The sequence below is a fragment of the Lysobacter korlensis genome, from assembly GCF_042434515.1.
The window spans coordinates 326,638-349,954 of sequence record NZ_JBHLTG010000001.1 but is presented as its reverse complement, the minus strand read 5'-3'; the positions used below and the strand labels follow the sequence as shown (position 1 = coordinate 349,954).

Here is a 23,317-nt window from a genome sequence, read left to right as displayed (position 1 = left end):
GATTGTCGCGGAGCGGACCGCGCGCCGCGACTTCAACGCATCCGATCAGCCGGGCACGGGCCCGTGCAGCACCGCAGCGCGGCCTTCGGCGAGCAACGCGCCTTCGTGCGTGATGCGAAACGCGTACTGCCAGCCACCGTCGCCTTCGACCAGCACCTGCGCCTCGCATTCGATCGCCGCAACGAGCGTGTCGATGCGCGCCACATGCAGCTGCACGCCACGCAGCGCGACGAGCATGCCCGGGCGCGCGACTCCGCCGGCCTGCTGCGCACGCAGCCCGCCATGCACGGCCATCGCCTGCGCGCCGTATTCGCACAGATGCACCGCATGCAGGCGGTCGCCGCTGCGCAGCGGATGGGCCGGATCGAGGTGGTTCGATGCCCGCAGGCGGATCGACTGCGCACCCCAGTCGAGCACTTCGTCCCACAGGCACATCGCGCCCTGATGCGGAATCAAAGCCGCGATCGCATCGCGTTGCAACGCGGCGGTCGGTGTCGTCATCGGGAAGTCTCCGTCGCGTGCGCGCCTTGGGCCGGCCCCCGCACGATCAGCAACGCGAGCACGAAATTGCAGACCACGCCGAGCGCGACGGTGCTGCCGATCGCGCGCAGCACCGGAATCGTCGACAGCGCGAGCAGGGAGAACACGAGCATCGTGGTCAGGCTGCAGACCGCGGTCGCATGCAGCGCACGCAGCTGTTCTTCGCGCTCGTCGCCGGCATGGTCGAAGAACAATGCGTAGTCGAGCCCGAGCCCGGCGGCGAGGATCAGTGCGACGAGGTGGAACAGGTTGAGTTCGACGCCGAACGCGCGCAACACCGCCAGGATCAGCAGCGTGGTCAGTGCCATCGGTGCGAGCACGCGCAGCACGCGGCGCGGCGTGCGCAGCGAGGCCCAGACCGTCAACGCGAGCAGCACGGCCGCGAGTGCGAGCGCCCACAGCACGCGCTCGCGATAGGCGGCCACCAGCGACTCGGATGCGTGCTTGAGGTCGAGCAGCTGCGCGCCGTGGCGCTCGGCGATGCGCGCAACCGCGGCCACGTCGGCGATGCCGTTGAGCGAAACCAGCGCGGTCGCGTGGCCCCTGCGCTGCAGCAGCAGGCCGTCGATCGTGCTCGCGAGCGGCGTGCGGGCGAGGTCGGTCGCGCGCAGCGGCGCGGCGGTGCGCGCGCGCTCGATGTCGGCCGCGAACGGCGCGAACGCATCGGGCTGGAACGGGCTGGCCGCGAGCGCCTGCGACAGCGCAGCGTCGAGCGCCTCGGGTGACGGAAGACGCGCCTGGCGCGCGCGCTGGGTCGCAGCGCTGGGCAGGTAGCGCGCGGCAAGGTCGTAGCCTTCGAGCGCGCCTTCGGTGCGTGCGGCCTCGAGCGCGGGCCGCAGCCGCTCGGACGCCTGCAGCACGGTTTCAGTGTTTCGACCCTGCAGCACGATCACATAGCGCACGTCGGGCGCACCCAGCTCGGCGCGCAGCCGCGCATCGCGCGCCAGCGCATCGGCCGGCACCGGCGTGAGCCGGGACAGGTCGTTCTGCCAGAACGAACCGGGCATCAGCGCGGCCACCGCGATCGCGAGTGCGGCAAGCGCCGCATACCCTGGCGCGCGCAGCCGCGGCCAGCGCTCGACGCGGTCCCACAGGCGCGCCAGTCGCCGCGAGGCCGCGACGTCGCGGAACGCGCCGGGGCCGTCGGCATCGATCAGCGCCGGCAGCACGAAGCGCGTGGCGAGCGCGGCGGTCGCCAGGCCCACGATCGTGAACACCGCGAGCTGGCGCAGGCCCTCCACGCCCGAAACGAAGAACGTCAGGTACGCGATGCAGGTCGACGCCACGCCGGTGCCGAGCGTGCGCCACAGCGCGCGCGCGTTTGTCCACGGCGACAGCCCCGGGCGCTGGTGACTGAACAGGTGGATCGGATAGTCCTGCGCAACGCCGATCAGGGTGAAGCCGAACGCGACGGTGATGCCGTGCACGCCGTCGGACGTGAGCGCGACCGCGGCCAGCCCGGCGAGGCCGCCGCTAGCGAGCGGCAGCCCTCCGAGCAGCGGCGCGCGCCAGGTGCGGTAGGCGAGCCACATCAGCGCGATGAACACGAAGCTGTCGATCGTGCCGATCAGGCTGGCCTCGCGCTGCGTGCGGCCGCCGATCTCGACCGAGAACGCGCCGGGCCCGCTGAGCTCGAGCTGCGACGCGCTGTCGCCACGCACCTGCGCGAATGCCGCGCGCAATGCGTGCACGGCCTCGGCCTGGCCGGTCGGGTCGAAGCCGGCCGCATGCGTCTGCGCGAGCAGCAGCGCCTGCCGGCCCGCGCGGTCGAACCACACGCCGTGCAGGCGCTGCGGCAGGTGTTCGGGCTGCCAGGCGTCGGCGAGCGCGAGCGTCTCCAGCGTCGGGTCCGATGGTAGCAGCGGCTCGATCAGCGCCGCCGCCGGCGAACCCAGGTCCTGCACGCGCTCTTCGAGCGCTTCGGCCAGCAGGTCGGCATCGAGCGCACGCGCGTCGAATGACGGGGTCAGCAGGTAGCGGTACGGCCGCAGCCGCTCGGGAATCGCTTCGAGCCCGGCGTCGTCGCCGTTCGCGACCACCGCAAAACGCGGATCGGTCGCGAGCGCGCGCCGCAGCGCATCGGACTGCGCGGCGAGCGCGGCCGGCTCATCGCCTGCGATCGCGACCAGCAGCAGGCGTGAGCCCGGCCCTTCGCCGAGTTCGTCGATCAGAAGCTTCTGCGCCGGCGTGCGCGCGGCCGGCATGAACCGGCGAAGGTCGCCGGTCATCTCCAGCTGGCGGCCGATCCACAGGCCTGCCAGCGCGAGCAGCGCAAGCCAGGCGAACGCGAGCGCCAGTCGGCGCGCGGACGGGCTCAAGCGCCGCGGCCGTGGCACAGCGCCGCGAGCGCGGCCGCATCGTGCACCTCGGTGGCGGCACGCGCGGCGCCGGCGAGCAGCGTGCGTTGCAGCGGCTGCTTCGGCATCTGCGTCTCGATGCAGCGCAGCTCGGCGCCACGGCCGTACAGCGTGATGCCCTGCACTTTCGCCGCCAGCGCCGCGTCCCTCGGCGTCAGCGTCAGCGTCCAACGCTCGCGCATGCCGGCCGCGCCGATGCGGTAGTGCTGTTCGAGCTGCGCGCGGTCGCCGGCCAGCAGCGCACCGAAGCTGGCCTGCAGCGCGGCCAGTTCGGGCGCGCGCGCCAGCGCAAACCGCCGCGGCGACTTGCCCGCACGCGCGATCGTGACGTCACCGCCCCCGCCCGTGCCGCTGGCGATCGTGGTCGTCTCGGCGTAGGGCGATCGCACGTCGCGCACCAGCGTGTGCGCGTCCGGGCGCTGGTATTCGCCGGCGATGCGCAGCGGCGTCTTCAGCAGCGCCGAGCCGCGCAGCTCGACGAACGGCGTACGCATCGGCGCCGGGCGTGCGATCCGCGACAGGATCCAGTCGGCGGCGACCGGCGCCGCGTGCGCATCAGCCGCCGTGAGCGGCAGCGTCGCGGCGAGCAGCAGTGCTGCGAGCCGGCGCAGGGTCGGGCGACGGGGAATGAGCGTCATCGGCATGCCAGAAGTCGAAGAAGTTGAACCAGTTGTACGGCGCGCGGCGGGCGTGGTGCTCCAGCCGCGCGGCGTAGCGCTGCACGCAATCGCGCAGCAATGCCTGGCGGTTATGCCGGTCCGCCGCCAGCCCGTCGCTGAACGGCTCGAACGCGAGCTCGTAGTTGCGACCACCGCGGTACAGTCCGAACGCGAGGCACACCGGCACGCCGAGCAGCGTGGCGATCAGCCACGGCGCGGTCGGAAACTGCGCGGTGTGGCCGAGGAATGGCGCGGCCACCGACGCCTCGCCCGGGCGCGTGCGATCGACCAGCAGCGCGACCAGCGCGCCGGCATCGGTCGCCTGCTTGATCGAGAGCACGATCGACGGCCCGTCCTGTCCGGCATCGATCACGCTGCGTGCGATCTCCGGATTCAGCGCATCGAGCAGCTGCGTGACCGCGGGGTTGTGCCCTTTGTCGAGCACGACGCGCACCTGCACGTCGGGGCGCTCGCGCGCGAGCACGCGCAGCACGTCGAAGCTGCCCAGGTGCGAGCCGAACAGCAGCACGCCGCGCCCGAGGTCGATCTGCGCATGCAGCGCCTCGAGTCCGTCGATGCCGATGCGGAACCGGCGCAGCTGCCCGCTGAGCAGGAACACGCGGTCGAGGATCGTCGAGGCGAACGTATGGATGTGGCGCGCGACCTGCGGCAGGCCTGCGCGCCGGCCCAGCACGCGCGTCAGATACGCGGCCGATGCACGCCGCTCGGGCCCGCGCTTGATCAGGAAATACGCAGTGATCGGCCACAGCAGCGGGCGCGCCAGCGCGCGACCGCCATAGCGCGCGATCGAGCGGATCAGCCACAGCGCGAACCTGCCGCCACCTTCGGGCCGCCGGGTCCAGTCGGCGGTCATGGCGCGGCTCCGGCGGCGACTTCGCCGGTTGCGAGTACGGTTTCGCCGCGGCGCACGCTGAAACGCCAGCGCGGCGCGTCGGCGGCCGGGGTGAGTTCGATCTCGGCGGTCTCGCCCGGCAGCAGCGGCTGCAGGAACTTGACCTGCGGCAGGCGCAGCGCATCAAGCGGGCCATGCGCGGCCTCGACCGCTTCGATCACGCGGTCGAGGATCACCACGCCCGGCACCAGTGGACGCCCCGGAAAATGCCCGGGCAGGCAGGGATGGTCGGGGGCGATCGAAAAGCGCATCGGGCGCAGGGGTCGAGCAAGGCCGCACAGGATAAGCGAGCGTGTGCCGGCCGTGGCGGCAGCCGCCGGTTCTAACCGGATCAGCGGCCGATCAGCGGGCTCAATCGAACAGGCGCTGCCAGAACTGCGGCCCGAGCCCGGCCATGCGGCGCAGGAACTCGCCGAAGTTGCGGTAGTTGCGCTGCGGGAACAATCGGTGCCGCAGCAGGTATTCGCCGACGAAGAAGCCGCCGACCACGCCGTAGTTGAGCAGGTTCGCGAACCACGACCAGGTGGTCTGCGAAATCGCGATCGGCGGCACGTGGCCGAGCCGGGCGAGCACGCCATCCGGCACTGCGATCAGCGCCAGCAGCAGGTTCGCGAGCGCGAGCCCGGCGAGCAGCCAGGCCCAGGCCGCGGTCAGCGCACGCGTGTAGCGCTGCTGCGCAGGCGGCATCTGCGCCGGGTCGTCGTATTCGATCGCGGCGGCGATCTTGGTGATCAGCGGCGTGCGCGGCGGCGCGAGGCTGCGCGCGAAACACCACGCAACCAGCCCAGTGAACACCACCGGCGGCGCGAGCAGCAGCACCGGCAGCCAGCGCGACTCCACATTCAGGGCAAGCATCGCGCCGAGCCCGGCGGTGAGCACCCACGCCCAGACGCTGCCGCGCGCGAGCGGGCCGATCAGCACCAGCAGCGCAAGGTCAGCCAGCGTCAGCGCGGCCGGCAGGCCACCGCCGCGCTCGCTCGCCCAGTGGGCCAGAAACGGATAGGCCACCGCGAGGAGCACCTGCGCGGCGGCGGTGCCGGACACGTCGGTCGGCTCAGGCGCTGACGCGGTGCTGTTCGATATGCGCCGAAAGCGAACGCAGCGACGCGAAGATGCGGCGGTTCTCGTCGCTGTCGCTGCGCAGCTGGAAGCCGTAGCGCTTGCTGATCGCGAGCGCCAGTTCGAGCGCGTCGATCGAATCCAGCCCAAGCCCGGCACCGAACAGCGGCGCCTCGGGGTCGATCCCGCCCGGCTCGACGCCCTCGAGGTTCAGGCTGTCGACCAGCAGCTGGGCGAGTTCGGCTTCGGCGGGGGTTTGTGCGGACATCGGGTGATCCAGGGCAGGCTGCGAAAGGCGCCACGATCCGGCATCGCGCGGTCCGGCGCAACCGCGCGAAGCGCCCCGGATATCATGGCGTGATGGATTCCAGCTTCTGCCCCATGGACGCGACCGCGGTCGGCGCCGCCCCCGCCTGTGCGCCGATCGAGACCGACGTGCTCGTGATCGGCGGCGGGCCCGCCGGCAGCACTGCGGCGACACTGCTCGCGCGGCGCGGCTGGCGCGTGACCGTGCTCGAAAAAGCCGCGCATCCGCGCTTCCACATCGGCGAATCGCTGCTGCCGATGAACATGCCGATCCTTGAGCGACTGGGCGTGCTCGACCGCGTACGCGAGATCGGCGTGCTCAAGCGCGGCGCGGATTTTCCGCTCGACGACGGCCGCTACAACACGTTCCGCTTCGACCGCGCACTCGGCGCGCGCTGCGATTACGCGTTCCAGGTCCGGCGCGAGGAGTTCGACGCGCTGCTGTTCGAGCACGCCCGCGAGGCCGGCGTCGATGCGCGCGAGCGCACCAGCGCCGGCAGGATCGAGTTCGGCGATGACGGCCGCCCCCAGCGCGTACACGCGACCGGCGAGCATGGCGAGGCGCTGGTGTTCGCGCCGCGCTTCGTCGTCGATGCAAGCGGGCGCGATACCGCGATCGGCAGCCAGCTCAAGTTCAAGCGCAAGAATCCGCGCCACCAGTCGGCGGCGGTGTTCAGCCACTTCGAGGGCGTCGAGCCCCGCCCCGGCGACGATGCCGGCAACGTCACGATCATCCGCCACGCGCATGGCTGGATCTGGATGATTCCGCTGCGCGATGGCGTGACCAGCGTCGGCGCGGTCTGCACGCCCGATGCGCTGCGCCAGCGCCGCGGCGACAGCGAAGGCTTCCTCATGCGCACGTTGCAGTCGGTGCCGGCCGCGGCCGCGCGCATGCAGGGCGCTGCGCGCGTCGCGCCGGTGCACGTGACCGGCAACTACGCGTACGAATGCACGCGCATGAGCGGGCCGGGCTGGGTGCTGCTCGGCGATGCGTGGGCATTCGTCGACCCGATGTTCTCGTCCGGCGTATTCCTGGCGATGAACAGCGCCGAGCTCGGCGCCGATGCGGTCGATGCCGCGCTGCGCGATCCAGCCTGCGAACGCGCGCGCATGGCGCGGCTCGAACGGCATCTCTCGCGCGGGCTCGGCGAGTTCAAGTGGTTCATCTACCGCTTCACCACGCCGACGATGAAGCGCCTGTTCTCGAACCCGCGTAACGCCTTGCGCGTCGAGGATGCGGTGATCGCGATGCTCGCCGGCGACGTGTTCGACAGCGCCGCGGTGCGCTGGCGGCTGCGCGTGTTCCGGTTGATCTATCTGCTGACCGCGCTCGGCGGTGCCGCGCAGGCGCTCGGCGACTGGCGTCATCGCCGCCGGCAGGCGCGCGTGGTGTTCACCGAAGAGACGCTGCAACCGGGCGCGGCGGCCGAACGCGCATGAGCGCCGCCCCGCTGGTTGAAACAAACGCGCCGGTGCTGCGCGTCGACTACCTCACGCAGCCGCTGGCCGAGGTGCTCGGCGATGCGCGCGTGCTGGCCGCGTTCGGCTTCGGCGACGCCGCGCCGGTGCATGCCGATCCGCGCTACCTGCGCGTGCAGCTGCCGCCGCACGGCGCGGCGCCATTCGAGGTCTGGCGCAGCGATCGCGCGGTCGAACACGGACGCGACGGTGCGATCGCGTGGTCGCACGATGGCGCGCTGCAGTTCGGGGCGCTCGAAGTCGAAGAAGCCGGCGACGACCCGGATGCGATCGGCACGGCCTCGCAGGAGGCGTACCGGCAGCTGCTCGCATTCACCGCCGCGAGCGGCTACCCGCATCTGCTGCGGGTCTGGAACTACCTCGACGGCATCACCGAAGGCGACGGCGACGACGAGCGCTACAAGCGGTTCTGCCTGGGCCGCGGCTACGGCCTCGGTACGGCGATCGAGGGGCCGCTGCCGGCCGCGACCGCGATCGGCCGCCCGCGTCCGGGCGCGGCGGGATCACGTCTGCAGGTCTACTGGCTGGCCGCACGCGTGCCGGGCACGCCGCTGGAAAACCCGCGTCAGCTCAGCGCGTACTGCTACCCGCGCGAATACGGCCCGCAACCGCCGAGCTTCGCGCGCGCGATGCTGCCGCCCGGGGACCTGCCGCTGCTGCTGTCGGGCACGGCTTCGATCGTCGGCCACCGCTCGCTGCATGCCGACTGCGTCATCGCCCAGATCGACGAGACGCTCGCGAACTTCGACAGCCTGCTGGCGACCGCGCGCGCGCGCCGGCCATCGCTGCCGGCGCGGTTCGGGCCGGATTCGCGCCTGAAGGTCTACGTGCGCGATCGCGACGAGCTCGAAACCGTCGCCGCCGCGCTCGATGCGCGCCTCGGCCCCGACGTGCCGCGCATCGTTTTGCATGCCGCGGTGTGCCGGCGCGAGCTGCGCGTGGAGATCGACGGCGTCCACCGCTAGCCACACGATGTCGCCCATGCACGCGTTCCGGCAGAGCCAGAGCTGCGATCGCGTTAAGCTGCTGGCTCCACCACAAGGAGCACCGCCATGGGATTGATCAGCCTGCTGTGGGGCATCGTCGCGATGATCTGGATGGTGATCGCGTTGATCCCGTTTCTCGGCTGGGGCAACTGGTTCCTGATCCCGTTCGCGGCGATCGGCGCGGTGATTGCCGCGATCGGCATCGGCATGAGCCGCCCGGGCCACCGCGGACGTGCGAAGACGGGCCTCGTGCTCAACGTCATCGTGATCCTCGTCGGCATCGCCCGGCTTGGCATCGGTGGCGGCCTGATCTGAGCTGGCCTGAACTGAGCCGACCTGATCTGAGTCGGTCTGCGTGGTAGCCGCGTCCCACCCGGCGCACGCGGCGGCGCGCACGACCCCGAACGTCAGCCCTCGACGCCTGCCGGCACGGCCTCGACGCGCGTGGCCGGCCGCGCCGCGAGCAGCGCCTGCGTGTGCGGATGACGCGGCGCTCGCAGCACGTCCTGCATTGCACCGGTTTCGACGATGCGGCCGTCTTCGAGCACGGCGATGCGCTCGGCGACCGCGGCGGCCGCGCCGAGGTCATGCGTCACGAACAGCAGCGCCAACCCGCGCTCGACCTTGAGCCGGGCCAGCAGCGCGAGGATCGCGGCGCGGTGGTGCGCATCCAGCGCGGATACCGCCTCGTCGCAGACCAGCAGGTCCGGGTCGGTCGCCAAGGCGCGTGCAATCGCGATGCGCTGGCGCTGGCCGCCGGAGAACTGATGCGGATAGCGGTCGAGCGCGTCATCGCCCAGACCGACCGAATGCAGCAACGCGGACGCGCGTTCGCGCCGCACGCGCGCATCGCCGATGCCGTGGATGCGCAGCGGCTCGGTGACGATCTCGGCAACCGGCAACCGCGGATCGAGCGAGGCGAACGGGTCCTGGAACACCACGCCGATGCGCGCGCGCAGCCGGCGCAGTTCGCGAGCGCGCAGTCCGGTCAGCTCGACGGCGCGCTCGCCATCGAACCAGTGCACCTGCCCGTGCATGCCGCGCAGCAGCTGCAGCACCGCGCGGCCGAGCGTGCTCTTGCCGCTGCCGCTTTCGCCGACCAGCGCAAGGCCCTCGCCGCGGTGCAGTTCGATCGACACGTCCTGCAGCGCATCGCGCGCCGCGCCGCGGTAACGCACGCGCAGCCCGCTCGCGCGCAGCAGCAGCGAAGGCGCGGTCGCGGCAGGCGGCACCGGCGCAAGCCGGTCGGCTGCGAGCAATTCGCGCGTATACGCATGCTGCGGTCGCTCGAACACATCGGCGGTCGCGCCGCGTTCGACCACGTGCCCGCGCTGCAGCACGAGCAGGCGCTGCGCATAGACCCCAACCAGCGGCAGGTCGTGGCTGACGAGCACGAGCGCGAGGCCGTGCTCGCGGCGCAGTGCGTCGAGCAGCTCGAGAATGCCGCGTGCGATGCGGGCATCGAGCGCGGATGTCGGTTCGTCGGCGATCAGCACGCGCGGCTGCAATGCGAGCGCCAGCGCGATCGCGATGCGCTGGCGCTGCCCACCCGAGAACTGGTGCGGGTAGCGGTCGAGCGCGGCGGCCGGGCCCGGCAGCTCGACGCGCGCAAGCAGCGCCTGCGCTTCGTTGCGCGCGGCCTGGCGCGCGAGGCCGCGTGCGACGCGCAGCGTCTCGTACAGCTGCGCGCCGACCGTGCGCAGCGGATGCAAAGCCGCGAGCGGGTCCTGCGGCACCCAGGCCAGCCCGCGACCGCGCAGCGCCGCATGCGCGCGCGTGCCGATCGCGACCGCCGTGCCATCGACCTCGAGCGCGCCGCGCGCCTGCAATCCCGGCGGCAACAGGCCTAGCAACGCCAGCGTGGTCAGGCTCTTGCCGCTGCCGCTCTCGCCGACGATGCCCAGGCACTGGCCTGCATGCAGTTCCAGATCGAGCGGGCCGAGCAGCGCCCGCTCGCCCGTGCGCACGGTCAGCTCGCGCAATGTCAGCAGCGCGCTCATGCGGCGGCGCTGCCACGGGATGCATGCACATCGAGCCAGTCGCGCAGGCCGTCGCCGAGGAACTGGAACAGCGCCAGCGTCAGCACCAGAAACCCCGCGGGAAACAGCAGCGTCCATGGCGCCGAGTCGAGCTCCTGCACGCCCTCGGCGAGCAACGTGCCCCAGCTCGCGCTGGGCTCATCGACCGACAGGCCAAGAAAGCCGAGGAAGCTTTCGACGAGGATCGCCTGCGGCAGGATCAGGCCGAGGTAGACGAACGCGAGCGGCAGCAGGTTCGGCAAGACGTGCCAGCGCAGGCGCTGATCAAAGCGCGCACCGGCCGCATGCGCGGCAAGCACGAACGGTGCCTCGCGCAGGCGCGCGGCCTCGGCGCGCATCACCCGCGCAAGATCGATCCACACATAGCCGCCGATCGCGAGCAGAAGCAGCGCGAGCGAGCGCTCGAACAGCGTCAGCAGCAGAATCACGACTAGCAGGAACGGGATCGCACTGAACACGTCGAGCACGCGCACGAGCGCGCGTTCACCGCGGCCGCCGGCAAGCCCGGCAATCGCGCCGTAGCCAAGCCCGAGCACGAGCGCGACCACGCTGGCGAGCAGGCCCACAGTCAGCGACAGCCGCCCACCGGCCAGCGTGCGCGCGAACACGTCGCGGCCGATCGCATCGGTGCCGAACCAGTGCCCGGCCACGCCAGGCGCGACCGACAGCGCGTCCCAGTCGGGCGTGTGCGGATCGAACGCCGCCAGCGCAGGGCCGAGCCAGCACAGCAGCGCAAGCACGGCGAGCCCGGCCAGGCAGGCGCGGGCGACGGGAGGAAGGGAGCGCAGCGATCGCATCGCGCGCATCGTAGCGGCGGGGCCAGGCCGGTGCGACGCATGCGGGCATGGAACGGGACTGCGATCGCGATCGGCGCTGCTGCGATCGGCGCCGCAGGCGGTCGGCAGCGGCCGCGCGGCCGAAGACGGGCTGCGCGCGCTACCGCGGCACGCTACGCGACGCGCTGCAGGACCTGTCCATCGAATTGCATCGTGGTTGTGAGGGCTCGGCCCAGCGTTCGGGCGAGCGTCGCGCGACGCTCGCCTGCGCCACTGCGCGTGCCAAGCAAGCCGTCCGCGCGCGCCGGGGCCGCCGGCCGCGCGCGTATCATGCGCGCCATGAGCTACCCCTACACGCGCCCGCGGCGGATGCGCCGCGACGAGTTCTCGCGCCGGCTGATGCGCGAGACGGTCCTGACCGCGAACGATCTGATCTACCCGGTGTTCGTGCACGAACTCGCGGGCCGCGCGCCGGTCGGCTCGATGCCCGGCATCGAGCGCCTTTCGCTCGACGAGCTGCTGCGCGTGGCCGAGCAGGCCAGCGAGCTGCGCGTGCCGGCGCTCGCGCTGTTTCCGGTGACCGCGCCCGAGGCGAAGTCGCTCGACGCGGCCGCGGCCTGGGACGACGAAGGCCTCGTGCAGCGTGCGGTGCGCGCGCTGAAGTCGCGCTTCCCGCAGCTGGGCGTGATCACCGACGTCGCGCTCGACCCGTACACCTCGCACGGCCAGGACGGCCTTGTCGATGAATCCGGCTACGTGGTCAACGACGAAACCGTCGACGCGCTCGTCAAACAGGCGCTGAGCCATGCACGCGCCGGCGCCGACGTGGTCGCGCCGAGCGACATGATGGACGGGCGGATCGGCGAGATCCGCACCGCGCTCGAGCACGGCGGCCACGTGCACACGCGCATCCTCGCCTACAGCGCGAAGTACGCAAGCGCGTTCTACGGCCCGTTCCGCGATGCGGTCGGCAGCGCGGCTGCGCTCGGCAAGGGCAACAAGTACACGTACCAGATGGACCCGGCCAACAGCGACGAGGCATTGCGCGAAGTCGCGCTCGATCTCGCCGAGGGCGCGGACATGGTGATGGTCAAGCCGGGCCTGCCGTACCTGGACATCGTGCGGCGGGTGAAGGACGAGTTCGGCGCGCCGACGTTCGTCTACCAGGTCAGCGGCGAGTACGCGATGGTCAAGGCCGCGGCCACGAACGGCTGGCTGGACGAGCGCGCCTGCGCACTCGAAGCACTGGCGAGCATCAAGCGCGCCGGCGCCGATGGCGTGCTGAGCTATTTCGCGCTCGACGCCGCGCGCTGGCTGCGCGAGGCGAGCTGAGCATGACCGGCGGCATGCGTGCCGCCGCGGCCGACACGGCAGGTGCCGGCCAGGAGCTGATCCAGTGCGGGACGGCGCAATGAAACGCTACGCGGTCTTCGGCCATCCGGTCGCGCATTCACGCTCGCCGCGCATCCATGCCGCGTTCGCCGCGCAATGCGCGATCGAACTCGAATACACCAAGATCGATGCGTCACCGGACGCCTTCGCTGGAGCGGTCGCCGCATTCGGACGCGCCGGTGGCCTGGGCGCGAACGTGACGCTGCCGCACAAGCTCGCCGCGGCGGCGCTGTGCGAGCAGGTCAGCGACCGCGCGCGCCGGGCGGGCGCCGTCAACACTCTGGTGCGCGCCAGCAATGCATGGCACGGCGACAACACCGACGGAGTCGGCCTCGTGCGCGACCTGCAGGCGCGCCACGGGTTGGACCTGCATGGCCGGCGCACGCTGATCATCGGCGCCGGCGGGGCCGCGCGCGGCGTTGCGCCCGCGCTGCTCGATGCAGGCATCGGCGCGCTCGTCGTCGCAAACCGCACGCCTGCAAGCGCGCGTACGTTGCTCGATGCAATCGACGCGCCCGCTTCGGCGCGCGCATGCGGTCTCGATTCGCTGCCGATGCTTGGCGCGTTCGACCTGGTCATCAACGCGACAGCGGCGGCGCGCGGGGATGGACTCGTCGCGCTGCCCGCCTCGCTCGTGCACACGGGCAGCGCCGCGGTCGATCTCGGCTACGGCGCGGCCGCGGCCGCGTTCCTCGACTGGGCACGCGACGCCGGTGCGGGCGTGCAAGTCGACGGGCTCGGCATGCTGGTCGAACAGGCCGCCGAAAGCTTCATGCGCTGGCACGGCATCCGACCGAACACCGACCCCGTCTACGCGATGCTGCGCGCAGACGACGGCGGCTGAATGCAGCTGCGCGCCGATCGAATGCGCGGCCCGCTAATGACCGATTCGGACGGCACCGCGGGCGATGTGGCGCGGCCGGGCAGGCGTGTTCTGGCGGCCGTGCTGCGCGATGAGGGCTGCGCGCTCGACGTGCCGATCCGCGTAGAGCCGTCTTGCCGCGATGGCTGCGGCGCCTGCTGCATCGCGCCGTCGATCAGCTCACCGATTCCGGGCATGCCGGATGGCAAGCCGGCGGGCGTTCCGTGCGTGCAGCTCGACGACGCACTGCGCTGCCGGCTGTTCGGACAGCCGGAGCGCCCGGCCGTGTGCGGCGCGTTGCGCCCGAGCGCCGACATGTGTGGCACTTCCCGCGAGCACGCGGTGTCGCATCTCGATGCACTCGAGCAGGCCACGCGTCCGGACTGAGCGGCGCTAGGTCGCGGGCGCGAGCGCCATCGCCACGAACGCGGCCGAGTTCTGCAGCGCGTGCGGGATCGCGGCCGCCGCGAAGGCATGCCAATACGAGCGCGGACGCCAGGCGAGGTAGCTCCAGGCGAACACGAAGAACGCCCAGACCGTCCCGAAAAACCACAGCGGCGCGACTGCGCCATGCAGCCCGCCCCAGACCAGCGCGGCAATCGTGGCAATCCATACGCGCTGACGGATGAAGCGGCCGAGGATGGCGAGCAGCGCCGAGAGCAACGCGGTCTCTACCAGCGGCGCGAACACCACCAGGCCGAACAGGTCGAGCAGATTCGCGTCCCAGTCGGGCAGGCCCTGCGTCGCATCCGCGAAGCCGGCGCCGTCCGCAGCGGCGCCCGCAAGCGTGGCCAGCAGCACCGACCCGAACAGCGACACCGCGCCGGCCAGGGCACCGTAGAGCGCGAGGTTCGCGCGCGCCGCCTGCGGGATGATGCGGGGCCAGGCGCCCGCGTCGGTCACGCCTCGCCGGCCTGCAGGTAACGGTCCTTGAGCCGCACGTAATGCTGCGCGCTGTAGTACAGCCCTTCGATCTCGACGTCACTGAGCACGCGCACCTTCTTGGCCGGGTTGCCGAGCCACAGCTCGCCTTCACCGACCACCTTGCCGGGCGCTACCAGCGCACCGGCGCCGATGAACGCGTGCTTTCGCACCACTGCGCCGTCGAGCAGGATCGCGCCCATGCCGACCAGCACCGCATCCTCGATCGTGCAGGCATGCACGATCGCCTTGTGGCCAATCGTGACGTCCGCGCCGATCACGGTCGCATAGCCGCCGAGCTTCGCGTGTGGGCCGTCGTGACTGACGTGGATCACGGTGCCGTCCTGCACGTTCGTGCGCGCACCGATCGCGATCGTGTTGACGTCACCGCGCACGACGCAGGTCGGCCAGATCGAAACATCGTCGGCCAGCGTGACGCGGCCGATGACGGTCGAGGCGGGATCGACGTAGACGCGCTCGCCGAGGGCGGGGACAGTATCGAGGTAGGGGCGGATGCTCATCGGGCGATTGTAGGCGCCGCCGCAGCGGGCTTCACGCGCGCCGGGCGATTTCCACCGGTTCAGTGAACCGGCTCACGCGGCGGTTCAGCGCAGCCGCGTGAACCTGTCCCACAGCGTGTCGAACTGACCCGCAAAGCAGCGCACCAGGTACGCGTCCTCGCTGACGACGAGGTTCTCGTTGTTGCTCGTGCTCGCGGTGCGGGTCCAGTTGAAGCTGCCGTTCGCGAGGATCCGGCCGTCGAACACCGCGAACTTGTGGTGCATGTGGAAGCGGCTGTCGTCGAGCCGGATCTCGATGCCCTGCGCGGCGAGCCGGATGATGTCGCTGCCGTCGTCGATGCGCTTGTCGTCATCGCTGATGATGCGCACCGCCACGCCGCGCCGGTGCGCGTCGAGGATCTCCTCGGTGAGCCGGTCATCGGCGATCGTGAACACACAGATGTCGAGCTGACGCTTCGCTGTGCGACACAGCTCGCGCAGCTTGCGCAGGCAGCTGTCACCGGGCGAGAAGAACACGCTGCTGCTCGCGACCGCAACCGCGGCGGACAGATCCAGCGTGCGGACCACCTGTTCGAGCCATCGCAGCGAATCGAGTGCCCGCGTTGGATCGGCTGCAACGACATCACGCGTGATCGCAAACGCACGGTTGCGCAGGTAACGCAGGCGTTCGGAATCCAGCGTTGCCCCGACTTCACGCAGCTCGAGCTTCTCGTCGGTGTCGAGCACGCCATCGGCCGCGGTGTCGGCGAGCAGCCGGTCCAGTTGGTGGAAATCCATTTCAGCCCCGAACGCGTTGAAGATCGATAAGGGTCAAACCTGCACCGCAGCGACCGCTGCGAGCTACACCACCACAGGCCTGGCGGCGCGTCACGATCGCTTGCGCCACCACGGCCCGCTATCACTGCGCTGGGGCCGGGCCGGTCACGGCAGGACCGGCCTTACGTCAGCCGCCTCAGGCGATGCCAAGCTCGGCGCGCAGCCGTGCGATGCGGGCGCCCACCGCGGGATCCAGTCGCGTCTGCTCGGCCTGCGCGAAGATGCGGCCCAGCACGCGCTTTTCGTCCTCGTCGAACGAGCCATCGCGCTCGGCGAGTGCGAGCAGGCGGTCGAGTTCAGCCATGTCGAGCAGGCCGTCGTTGCTGAACACCGGAATCGAGGCCAGTGCGATGTCGAGGTGGCTGCGGGGCTCGGTCACGGGCATTCCCTTGGCGTGTGTGGAGCGCAGAGGGCACGCAGCAGGCGCTGCGCACCGGAAATCATGACGGCGGGCGAACCGTCCGGCCGGCTTACCAGACCACTTCGGCCATCGAGCAGTTCAGCCCCGAACCGATGCCGAGCAGCGCGACGCGGTCACCCTTTTTGAGGCGGCCCATTTCGCGCAGCTTGCTGAGCACGATCGGCACCGAGGCGGGGCCGATGTTGCCGTGCTCGCCGAAGATCGTCATGACCTTCTTCGGGTCGATGCCCATCGCCTTGGTGAACGCGGCGGTGTGCACCTTGCTGACCTGGTGGATCACGAACTCGTCGAGCTCCTCGACCACCCAGCCGAGTTTGAGCTTGGCGACCTGGAACGTCTTCTGCGCAAGCTTGACGCCTTCGATCAGCAGCACGCGCGTGTCCGTGACCATGCCGTCGAGGTTGCCGCGGCACAGCTTGTTCCACTCGGTCGCCGCGCGCGTGACGCCGCCGCGGTAACGCGGTGCGCCCGGCGCGAGTTCGGCGCGCGCCATCACCATCGCCGCCGCTCCGGAGCCGAGCGTCAGCGTGGCCATCTCGTTCTTGAAGTCCTCTTCGGTGACGTCGGCGCGGCTCATGCGCTCGATCGTCTTCTCGTACGCGAGGTCGGCGGTTTCGCCGTCGACGACGAGTGCGTAGTCGATCTCGCCCCGCTCGATCATGCGCGCAGCGATGTCCATGCCGTTGATGAACGCCAGGCACGCATTCGCGACATCGAAGTTCTGGCAGGTATCGGGCAGGCCGAGGTTGCCGCTGACGATCGAGGCGGTGGACGGCTCGAGGTAGTCACGGCTGACCGAAGTGTTGACCAGCAGGCCAACACGGTCGGGCTCGATCGCCGCGTCGGCAAGTGCCTTGACCGCGGCCAGCGTGGCTGCGTCCGAGGCCTGCATCTCGCCGTCCCACAGGCGCCGTGCCTGGATGCCGGCGATGTCGCCGAACACGTCGGCCTTGATGCCCAGCCGATCCAGCGTCGGCTTCAGGCGCGCGTTGATCTCGTCCGAGCCCAACCGGCGCGGCGCATCGATATGGGCAAGACCGGCGATGGCGACGTGTTGGAACAGCATTGGGCGGTCCTGCAAGCAGCGAGCGCGACAGGTTATCTGCTTCGCGCCGTACGTGCATGTATGGCAGCCCAAGACTGAACGGGGCCAGCCCCAGTGCTGGCCTGCGGTTAAGCCTGCCGCGCCGCGTCCGAATGCCGCCGCGCGGCCGTGCTCAGCGACCGCCGCCGAGCGGGTAGGTCTGGGCAGTACCGGTGGCCGGCGTCGTGGCCGGCGCGGCCGCACCGGTGCGCGCGCCACAGCGCCATGCCGCGAAGCGCTGCTCGCCTTCGTACGGCGGCGCGATCGGCTGGATCGTATCGGCCTGCACGCCCGGCGCTTCGTTGCGTGCGAGCGTTTCGAGCTCCTCGCGCACGCGCAGTTCGTTGCGCTCGTAGAACCCGACCCGGTCCTTGACCGACACCGCGATCTCGCCGCGCTTTTCGCAGCCGGTCGGCGCCGCGCCTGCCGAGAGCACGCGTACCGACGAGGCGCCCGGCGCCATGTGCACCCAGGTGCAGCCGGTGGCGACGGTCAGGAAAGCGGCGAGCAGGACGATGCGCATGCAGGAGACCTCGGAAAAGACGCAGGCCGGGATTGTGGCCCGGCCTGCGCAGGTTTGCGATGACCGCTTGCGGGGCGTGCGCTGACGCCGGGTGGCGCCGGCGACGCAGCCTGATTGAGTGCGTTACTTGCCGGTCGTGGGCTTGTCCGCCTTTGGCTTCGCGTCGGACTTGCCGGCCGCGGGCGCGCCGTTCGCGGGCGCTGCGCCACGCGCGGCCGGCTTGCCATCGGCATCGAGCACCTGCACCTCGCCGAGGTTGAGTTTGCGCACCGGCTGCTCGATCTGCTTGAGGTCACCGACCACGACCCAGGTCAACGCGTTCGGGTCGATCGCCTTCGCGGCCTCGGCGACCTGCGCCGGCGTCAGCGACTGGATCTCGTTGACGCGCTGCACGACGTAATCGTCCGGGCGGTTGTAGCGCACGTTGCCGACGATCGTGCCGGCGATCGCCGACGCGGTCTCGTACGCACCGGGCAGGCTGCGTACTTCATTGGCCTGGATCTTCTTGATCTCGGCTTCGCTCGGCGGCGCCTTGCCGGTCGCGTACTCGCTGACCTCGCGCTGGATCTCGGCAATCGACTCGGCGGTCTTGTCGATTTGCACCGGCGCGACCGCGAGCCACGGCCGCTGACCGAGCGCGTTGCTCAGCGAAGTACGTGCTCCGTACGACCAGTGCTTGTTCTCGCGCAGGTTCATGTTGAGCCGTGCGGTGAACGAGCCGCCGATGACCTCGTTCGCGATGTCGAGCTTCGTCGCGTTCTTGTCCGTGGTCGGCGGCATCAGGTGGCCGGCGAAGATGTTCGCCTGCACCGCGCCGGGCTGGTCAATCAGGAATACGCGCGGCTTGGCCGGCAGTGCAACGTTCGCAACGTCGACCTTCGGCGTGGACGCGCCTTCGCCCTTCCAGTCGCCGAGGTGCTTGTTGAGCAGCGGCACGATCTCGCCGAGCGTCGTGTCACCGACGACAACGATCGTCGCGTTGTCCGGGCGCATCCAGGTGCGGTGGTAGCCGAGCAGGTCATCACGCGTCAGCGAGGCGATCGAAGCCTCGGTGCCCGAGCCGGTGAACGGGATCGCATACGCATGGCCCTCGCCGTACAGCAGCGGCGGCAGCACGCGCAGTGCGGCGGTGTTCGGACGCGCCTTCTCCTGCTTGATGCCGGCAATCCAGCTTGCCTTCACGCGATCGATCTCGTTCGCATCGAAGCGCGGCTCGCGCAGCATCGTCGCGAAGAGATCCAGCGACGGGTCCAGCTTTTCCTTCAGCGCCGACAGGTACGCGGTGCCGCCGTCGAGCGAGACGCCCGCGCCCAGGCTCGCACCCAGCGCTTCGGCGCGGTTCGCGAAGCCGAGCGCGTCGTACTCGCCCGCGCCTTCGTCGAGCATGCTCATCGCGAAGCTCGAGGTGCCGAGCTTGTTGCCCCCGCCGTTTGCAAGCGTGTCTGCCTTGTAGCCGCCATCGACAAGCAGGTTGAACTGCACCACCGGCACGTCGTGGCGCTCGGCGAGGATGACCTTGACGCCGTTATCGAGCGTCGCGCGCTGCAGGTCGGGGAACTTCAGCTGCGGGTACTCGTTCGGCACCGGCACGCCCTTGGAGCGATCGACCGTGCTCGCGGTGGTCGTGTACTTCTTGTCGACCGGCGGCAGCGTCAGCGGCGCGGGCGTCGCGGCGGGCTCTTCGGCCAGCGGGGTGCGCTCACCGGGCTCGACGACGAGCGTGTGGCTGCCGTTGCCGGTCAGCCACTGCTTACCGGCCTGCGCGAGCTGCTTCGGCGTCGCGTTCGCAACCGTCTGCAGCGATTCGCGGAAGCAGCCGGCATCGCCGGTGAACACCTCGCACTCGGCCAGCACGTCGGCCTTGCCGCCGAAGCCGCCGATGCGCTCGATGCCGCGGATGAAGCCGGCGCGCACGACGGTCTTGGCCTGCTCGAGCTCGGCCGCGGTCGGGCCCTCGGCAAGCAGCTTCCTGAGCTCCTCGTCGATGATCGCCTCGACCTTTTTCGGGTCTACGCCCTGCTTGACCTCGGCCATGATCATGAAGTTCGACCCCAGCTGCGAGGCGTACGCGCCGGCGCTGACGTTGTCGACCAGCTTGTCGCGGTGCACGAGGCGCGCATCCAGCCGCGAGCTCTTGCTGCCGCCGAGCACCTGCGCGAGCAGCTGCAGGCGATCGATGTCGACGGTGCCGGTCGGCGCGACGTTCCACGCGCGGTAGACGCGCGTCTGCGGCACCTTGTCCTGCATGACTTCGCGGGTGGGCTGCGGACGGCGTGCGACGTCGACCTTCGGCTGCGCCATCGTCGGGCTGGCCGGGATGTGGCCGAAGTACTTCATTGCCTTTTCTTTCGCGGTCGCTACGTCGATGTCACCGGCGAGCACGAGCACGGCGTTGTTCGGGCCATACCAGGTGCGGAACCAGTTCTTGACGTCCTCGAGCGAGGCCGCGTTGAGGTCGTTCATCGACCCGATCACGCTGTGGTGGTACGGGTGGCCCTTCGGGTACAGCGCGCGGTTGAGCTTCTCCCAGACCTGGCCGTAGGGCTGGTTCTCGCCCTGGCGCTTTTCGTTCTGCACCACGCCGCGCTGCTCGTCGAGCAGCTTCTGGTCGATCGCGCCGAGCAGATGGCCCATGCGGTCGGATTCCATCCACATCGCCATGTCCAGCGCGGTGGTCGGCACGTTCTGGAAGTAGTTCGTGCGGTCGGTGTTCGTGGTGCCGTTCATATCGGTCGCGCCGACCATCTCGAACGGTTCGAAATATTCGCCCGGGTGGTTTTCCGAGCCGTTGAACATCAGATGCTCGAACAGGTGCGCGAAGCCGCTGCGACCGGCCGGCTCGTCCTTGCTGCCGACGTGGTACCAGAGGTTGACCGCGACGATCGGCGCCTTGCGGTCGGTATGCACGATCACGCGCAGGCCGTTGGGCAGCGTGAACTCCTCGTACGGGATGTCGACGCTCGCCGTTGCCGGCGCCTTCGCAGCCTGGGCCTGGGCGAACGCGGGCATGCATGCGCCACCGGTCAGCGCGGCGGCAAGCGAGACGGCCAGGACGCGGCGGGAGAAGGTGGCGCGCGGGGCGACGGCGCGCGGATACGAAGCTGCGGACATGCGGCACTCCTGAAGGTGGAAGACCCGGAACCCCGTCCAGGCGACCGTGCATCGTAGCGGCCGCGGCCGCAGCGCCCGTGGGCCACAGGTCATGGTGGGGGTCGCCGGTGCAGGGCTTCAGCGCGCGATGGCAGGACCGAACGCTGCGATGCCGGGCAGTCGCGACGTGCGCTCAACGTCTCGACCGGGGCCTGCGCCCTCGACAGCCCCCATCGCAACGCGCCCGTACACTCGCCGCTCTGCCCCGCCCCCACGAGGTTCCCATGGCTCCGTCCTCCAAACCCCGCCAGTGCCTGGTCACCGGCGCGAACCGCGGCATCGGCCTGGAGTTCTGCCGGCAACTGCTCGAACGCGGCGCCGAAGTTGTCGCCACCGCGCGCAGCCCCGGCCGCGCGAACGACCTCAACCACCTTGCCGGTGAGTACCCCGGCCGCCTGCACGTGCTGCCGCTGGACGTGACCGAGGCGAAGTCGATCGCCGAACTCGTGCGTGAACTGCCGCTGGTCGTCGACGGCCGCCTGGACCTTCTGATCAACAACGCCGGCGTGCTGCATTCGGGCGAGCGCTTCGGCCACGTCACCTCGACGAATCTCGACGACAGCCTGCGCACGAACGCGAGCGGCCCGTTCCTGCTGACCCAGGCGCTCAGCGAAGCGCTCGAAGACGGCGCGCGCGTGGCGAACATCTCCTCGCAGCTAGGCTCGATCGAGAACACGACCGGCTTCTACACGCCCACCTACGCGATCTCGAAAGCCGCGCAGAACATGGCCACGCGCCTGCTCGCAAACGCGCTGCGCGAGCGCGGCATCGTCGTGCTCGCGCTGCATCCGGGCTGGGTGCAGACCGAGATGGGCGGCCCCGATGCGCAGATCCCGCCCACGCAGGCGGTTGAAGGCCTGCTGCGCGTGATCGACGACGCCGAGCTCGAGCAGAGTGGGCGCTTCTTCGATTACAACGGCGACCCGATGCCCTGGTAAGCCGACCGCCGATGTTCGACGTCATCCTGTTCCAGCCCGAGATTCCGCCGAACACCGGCAACGTGATCCGCCTGTGCGCGAACACCGGCGCGCACCTGCACCTGGTGCGCCCGCTGGGTTTCGAACTCGAGGACCGCCAGCTCAAGCGCGCCGGGCTCGACTACCACGAGTACGCGACGCTGCAGGTGCACGACGACCTGCCGGCCGCGCTCGCCGCGATCGAAGCCGCGAATGGCGCGCCGCCACGCGTGTTCGCACTCAGCACGCGCGGCCGCACCCGCTTCGACACCGTCGCCTACCGGCCCGGCGATGCGTTCGTGTTCGGCCCGGAAACCCGCGGTTTGCCAGGCGAACTACTGGATGCGCTGCCGGAAGACCAGCGCCTGCGCCTGCCGATGCGGCCGGGTAACCGCAGCCTCAACCTGTCGAACGCGGTTGCGGTGGTGGTGTTCGAGGCGTGGCGACAGATGGGGTATGAGGGCGGGGCGTGACGGTGCAGTGGCGCACGCGCTGCCTGTCGCCGCCCTTCCGATCAGCGAGCCGGTGGTCCCTGCAGCCTGGCCCCGGCCGTTCCTACCTTTTCGCCGCCGTGCATAGTTTTCTGCGGCCTTTGAGCGCGCAGCCGCGCCGAGCCGGAACACGCCCGATGCCGGCCGTCGGCGGCCGAAGCGCGACCGCTTTCGCAGTTTTCAAGCTGCCCCTATAGTCCGCCGGCGGCACGACGCCGCCAGGGGAATTCAAGGAGCAGCAATGCGTAAAACCAGTTTGGTTGTCGCGGCCATGGCGGCCGCGGCCGCCGTCGGCGCGTGGGCGGGCGGCTCGGTATCCAAGGGCCATCAGATGCAAGACCTGAGGGAGGAGATTGGCACCTCGCTTGATGCGCCCTCGGGCAAGGAATAGCAGTGGCGCCAGGACATCGCGAAGCTCGAGGCACGTGCGGCGCGGCAGCAGGCGCTCGACGTCGGTGGTGCCGATTCCTTCGGGCAGCCGGTGAAGTGGCTGGGCCTGATGGCCGGGCCGACGATCGTCGCGGGTCCGAATTGCACCCCCTACCCCGGCGAGCCGCCCGAGACGCTGTGCATTCCGGTCGATCCGCAGATGGGCTCGGGCTCGGGCAGGTTCGAGGACGTTGCGCGGATGACCCTGCCGGGCCGCAGCATGAAATCCATGCTGTGCCACTGGCAGACGCCGACCATCCATGCGTCGCTGTCCAACACCAGCGGCTGGGATAACCGCGGCGCGTACGTACGCGTGTACCCGACGATCACGGTCGAGAACGAAGTGCTCAACGCGGCCGGCCTGATCGATCCTGAGACCGGTGCGCCGCTCGCAGGCAAGCTCGAGATCTACGCTTCCAGCGCAGGCGTGGATGCCCTGCTCGACAATGGTGAGCGCACGATCACGCGTCACACCTCCTCCCGCACCTGCATCGGCGGCTACCTCACCCGGCGCAACCTGGTCGATTACTACGGCCTGACCGACGCCCAGGCGCGCGAGTTCTTCCTGAAGCCGACCACGCTCAAGCTCAACGTCCGGGTGTTCGCGTCCGGCGTCAACGATGCCTGACGCACATGT

General features: G+C 70.4%; 25 protein-coding genes and 1 pseudogene. 10 read left to right on the top strand and 16 right to left on the bottom strand.

Going from position 1 to position 23,317, the window contains the following annotated elements:
* Positions 1 to 45: 45 nt before the first annotated feature.
* The 7 genes from ACFFGH_RS01540 to ACFFGH_RS01510 all read right to left on the bottom strand — a co-directional run bounded on the left by ACFFGH_RS01540 (position 46) and on the right by ACFFGH_RS01510 (position 5,796).
* Positions 46 to 501 (bottom strand): hotdog family protein, encoded by a 456-nt coding sequence (locus ACFFGH_RS01540; protein WP_386664228.1) that lies wholly within the window; start codon positions 499 to 501, stop codon positions 46 to 48.
* Positions 498 to 2,858 carry an MMPL family transporter gene (locus ACFFGH_RS01535; RefSeq protein ID WP_386664226.1) on the bottom strand — a complete coding sequence of 787 codons (2,361 nt, stop codon included), beginning with the start codon at positions 2,856 to 2,858 and terminating at the stop codon, positions 498 to 500. Before ACFFGH_RS01535 ends, ACFFGH_RS01540 begins: the two co-directional genes overlap by 4 nt.
* Positions 2,855 to 3,541, bottom strand: a complete 687-nt coding sequence (locus tag ACFFGH_RS01530; protein WP_386664224.1) for a LolA-related protein — start codon at positions 3,539 to 3,541, stop codon at positions 2,855 to 2,857. The genes ACFFGH_RS01535 and ACFFGH_RS01530 overlap by 4 nt, the downstream gene beginning before the upstream one ends.
* A complete protein-coding gene (locus tag ACFFGH_RS01525) occupies positions 3,453 to 4,430 on the bottom strand; it encodes a lysophospholipid acyltransferase family protein (protein ID WP_386664222.1) in 978 nt (325 codons plus the stop codon). Before ACFFGH_RS01525 ends, ACFFGH_RS01530 begins: the two co-directional genes overlap by 89 nt.
* Positions 4,427 to 4,720, bottom strand: coding sequence for an ApeI family dehydratase (locus ACFFGH_RS01520; RefSeq protein ID WP_386664220.1), 294 nt, complete (start codon positions 4,718 to 4,720; stop codon positions 4,427 to 4,429). The genes ACFFGH_RS01525 and ACFFGH_RS01520 overlap by 4 nt, the downstream gene beginning before the upstream one ends.
* 100 nt (positions 4,721 to 4,820) lie before the next feature.
* Positions 4,821 to 5,513, bottom strand: coding sequence for a COG4648 family protein (locus ACFFGH_RS01515; RefSeq protein WP_386664219.1), 693 nt, complete (start codon positions 5,511 to 5,513; stop codon positions 4,821 to 4,823).
* A 10-nt stretch (positions 5,514 to 5,523) separates the two neighbouring features.
* Entirely contained in the window at positions 5,524 to 5,796 is a 273-nt protein-coding gene (locus ACFFGH_RS01510; protein WP_386664217.1) for a phosphopantetheine-binding protein, read from the bottom strand.
* A gap of 92 nt (positions 5,797 to 5,888) precedes the next feature.
* Between ACFFGH_RS01510 and ACFFGH_RS01505 the strand changes: the two genes are divergently transcribed.
* From ACFFGH_RS01505 to ACFFGH_RS01495, 3 genes are all read left to right on the top strand, one after another.
* Positions 5,889 to 7,274 (top strand): NAD(P)/FAD-dependent oxidoreductase, encoded by a 1,386-nt coding sequence (locus ACFFGH_RS01505; RefSeq protein WP_386664215.1) that lies wholly within the window; start codon positions 5,889 to 5,891, stop codon positions 7,272 to 7,274.
* Positions 7,271 to 8,278 (top strand): chorismate transformation FkbO/Hyg5 family protein, encoded by a 1,008-nt coding sequence (locus ACFFGH_RS01500; RefSeq protein ID WP_386664213.1) that lies wholly within the window; start codon positions 7,271 to 7,273, stop codon positions 8,276 to 8,278. The genes ACFFGH_RS01505 and ACFFGH_RS01500 overlap by 4 nt, the downstream gene beginning before the upstream one ends.
* Before the next feature lie 87 nt (positions 8,279 to 8,365).
* A complete protein-coding gene (locus tag ACFFGH_RS01495; protein WP_386664211.1) occupies positions 8,366 to 8,614 on the top strand; it encodes a hypothetical protein in 249 nt (82 codons plus the stop codon).
* A gap of 92 nt (positions 8,615 to 8,706) precedes the next feature.
* Here ACFFGH_RS01495 and ACFFGH_RS01490 read toward each other — a convergent pair whose 3' ends face one another.
* Together ACFFGH_RS01490 and ACFFGH_RS01485 are read right to left on the bottom strand one after the other, a co-directional pair.
* A complete protein-coding gene (locus ACFFGH_RS01490; protein ID WP_386664210.1) occupies positions 8,707 to 10,299 on the bottom strand; it encodes a dipeptide ABC transporter ATP-binding protein in 1,593 nt (530 codons plus the stop codon).
* A complete protein-coding gene (locus tag ACFFGH_RS01485; RefSeq protein ID WP_386664208.1) occupies positions 10,296 to 11,135 on the bottom strand; it encodes an ABC transporter permease in 840 nt (279 codons plus the stop codon). The genes ACFFGH_RS01490 and ACFFGH_RS01485 overlap by 4 nt, the downstream gene beginning before the upstream one ends.
* A 318-nt stretch (positions 11,136 to 11,453) precedes the next feature.
* Here ACFFGH_RS01485 and hemB point away from each other — a divergent pair, with 318 nt between their 5' ends.
* From hemB to ACFFGH_RS01470, 3 genes are all read left to right on the top strand, one after another.
* On the top strand, positions 11,454 to 12,446 hold the full coding sequence (gene hemB, locus ACFFGH_RS01480; protein WP_386664206.1) for a porphobilinogen synthase: 993 nt from the start codon (positions 11,454 to 11,456) through the stop codon (positions 12,444 to 12,446).
* 79 nt (positions 12,447 to 12,525) lie between these two features.
* Entirely contained in the window at positions 12,526 to 13,350 is an 825-nt protein-coding gene (gene aroE, locus ACFFGH_RS01475) for a shikimate dehydrogenase (RefSeq protein WP_386664204.1), read from the top strand.
* 135 nt (positions 13,351 to 13,485) lie between these two features.
* Complete coding sequence (locus ACFFGH_RS01470; RefSeq protein WP_386667282.1) at positions 13,486 to 13,755, top strand: YkgJ family cysteine cluster protein; 270 nt, start codon at positions 13,486 to 13,488, stop codon at positions 13,753 to 13,755.
* A 6-nt stretch (positions 13,756 to 13,761) separates the two neighbouring features.
* On the opposite strand, the gene ACFFGH_RS01465 is transcribed toward ACFFGH_RS01470, so the two are convergent.
* The 7 genes and pseudogenes from ACFFGH_RS01465 to ACFFGH_RS01435 all read right to left on the bottom strand — a co-directional run bounded on the left by ACFFGH_RS01465 (position 13,762) and on the right by ACFFGH_RS01435 (position 20,765).
* Positions 13,762 to 14,271, bottom strand: coding sequence for a hypothetical protein (locus ACFFGH_RS01465; RefSeq protein ID WP_386664203.1), 510 nt, complete (start codon positions 14,269 to 14,271; stop codon positions 13,762 to 13,764).
* Positions 14,268 to 14,810 carry a gamma carbonic anhydrase family protein gene (locus tag ACFFGH_RS01460; RefSeq protein WP_386664201.1) on the bottom strand — a complete coding sequence of 181 codons (543 nt, stop codon included), beginning with the start codon at positions 14,808 to 14,810 and terminating at the stop codon, positions 14,268 to 14,270. Before ACFFGH_RS01460 ends, ACFFGH_RS01465 begins: the two co-directional genes overlap by 4 nt.
* A gap of 84 nt (positions 14,811 to 14,894) precedes the next feature.
* Positions 14,895 to 15,587, bottom strand: a complete 693-nt coding sequence (locus tag ACFFGH_RS01455; protein WP_386664200.1) for a phospholipase D-like domain-containing protein — start codon at positions 15,585 to 15,587, stop codon at positions 14,895 to 14,897.
* Between the two features lie 175 nt (positions 15,588 to 15,762).
* Positions 15,763 to 16,005 carry a hypothetical protein gene (locus ACFFGH_RS01450; protein WP_386664198.1) on the bottom strand — a complete coding sequence of 81 codons (243 nt, stop codon included), beginning with the start codon at positions 16,003 to 16,005 and terminating at the stop codon, positions 15,763 to 15,765.
* A 91-nt stretch (positions 16,006 to 16,096) separates the two neighbouring features.
* Entirely contained in the window at positions 16,097 to 17,113 is a 1,017-nt protein-coding gene (locus ACFFGH_RS01445; RefSeq protein WP_386664197.1) for a 3-oxoacyl-ACP synthase III, read from the bottom strand.
* A 226-nt stretch (positions 17,114 to 17,339) separates the two neighbouring features.
* Positions 17,340 to 17,654 (bottom strand): annotated as a pseudogene (locus ACFFGH_RS01440) (DUF4156 domain-containing protein); the annotation flags it as partial.
* A 123-nt stretch (positions 17,655 to 17,777) separates the two neighbouring features.
* Entirely contained in the window at positions 17,778 to 20,765 is a 2,988-nt protein-coding gene (locus ACFFGH_RS01435; protein WP_386664195.1) for a M16 family metallopeptidase, read from the bottom strand.
* Positions 20,766 to 21,028: 263 nt separating this feature from the next.
* On the opposite strand from ACFFGH_RS01435, the gene ACFFGH_RS01430 reads away from it, so the two are divergent.
* The 4 genes from ACFFGH_RS01430 to ACFFGH_RS01415 all read left to right on the top strand — a co-directional run bounded on the left by ACFFGH_RS01430 (position 21,029) and on the right by ACFFGH_RS01415 (position 23,308).
* Positions 21,029 to 21,742 (top strand): SDR family oxidoreductase, encoded by a 714-nt coding sequence (locus ACFFGH_RS01430; RefSeq protein ID WP_386664193.1) that lies wholly within the window; start codon positions 21,029 to 21,031, stop codon positions 21,740 to 21,742.
* Positions 21,743 to 21,753: 11 nt separating this feature from the next.
* Entirely contained in the window at positions 21,754 to 22,233 is a 480-nt protein-coding gene (locus tag ACFFGH_RS01425) for a tRNA (cytidine(34)-2'-O)-methyltransferase (RefSeq protein WP_386664191.1), read from the top strand.
* Positions 22,234 to 22,492: 259 nt separating this feature from the next.
* Positions 22,493 to 22,642: a hypothetical protein gene (locus ACFFGH_RS01420; protein WP_386664190.1), complete on the top strand. Its 150-nt coding sequence runs from the start codon at positions 22,493 to 22,495 to the stop codon at positions 22,640 to 22,642.
* Between the two features lie 90 nt (positions 22,643 to 22,732).
* A complete protein-coding gene (locus ACFFGH_RS01415) occupies positions 22,733 to 23,308 on the top strand; it encodes a hypothetical protein (RefSeq protein WP_386664188.1) in 576 nt (191 codons plus the stop codon).
* Positions 23,309 to 23,317 lie beyond the last annotated feature (9 nt).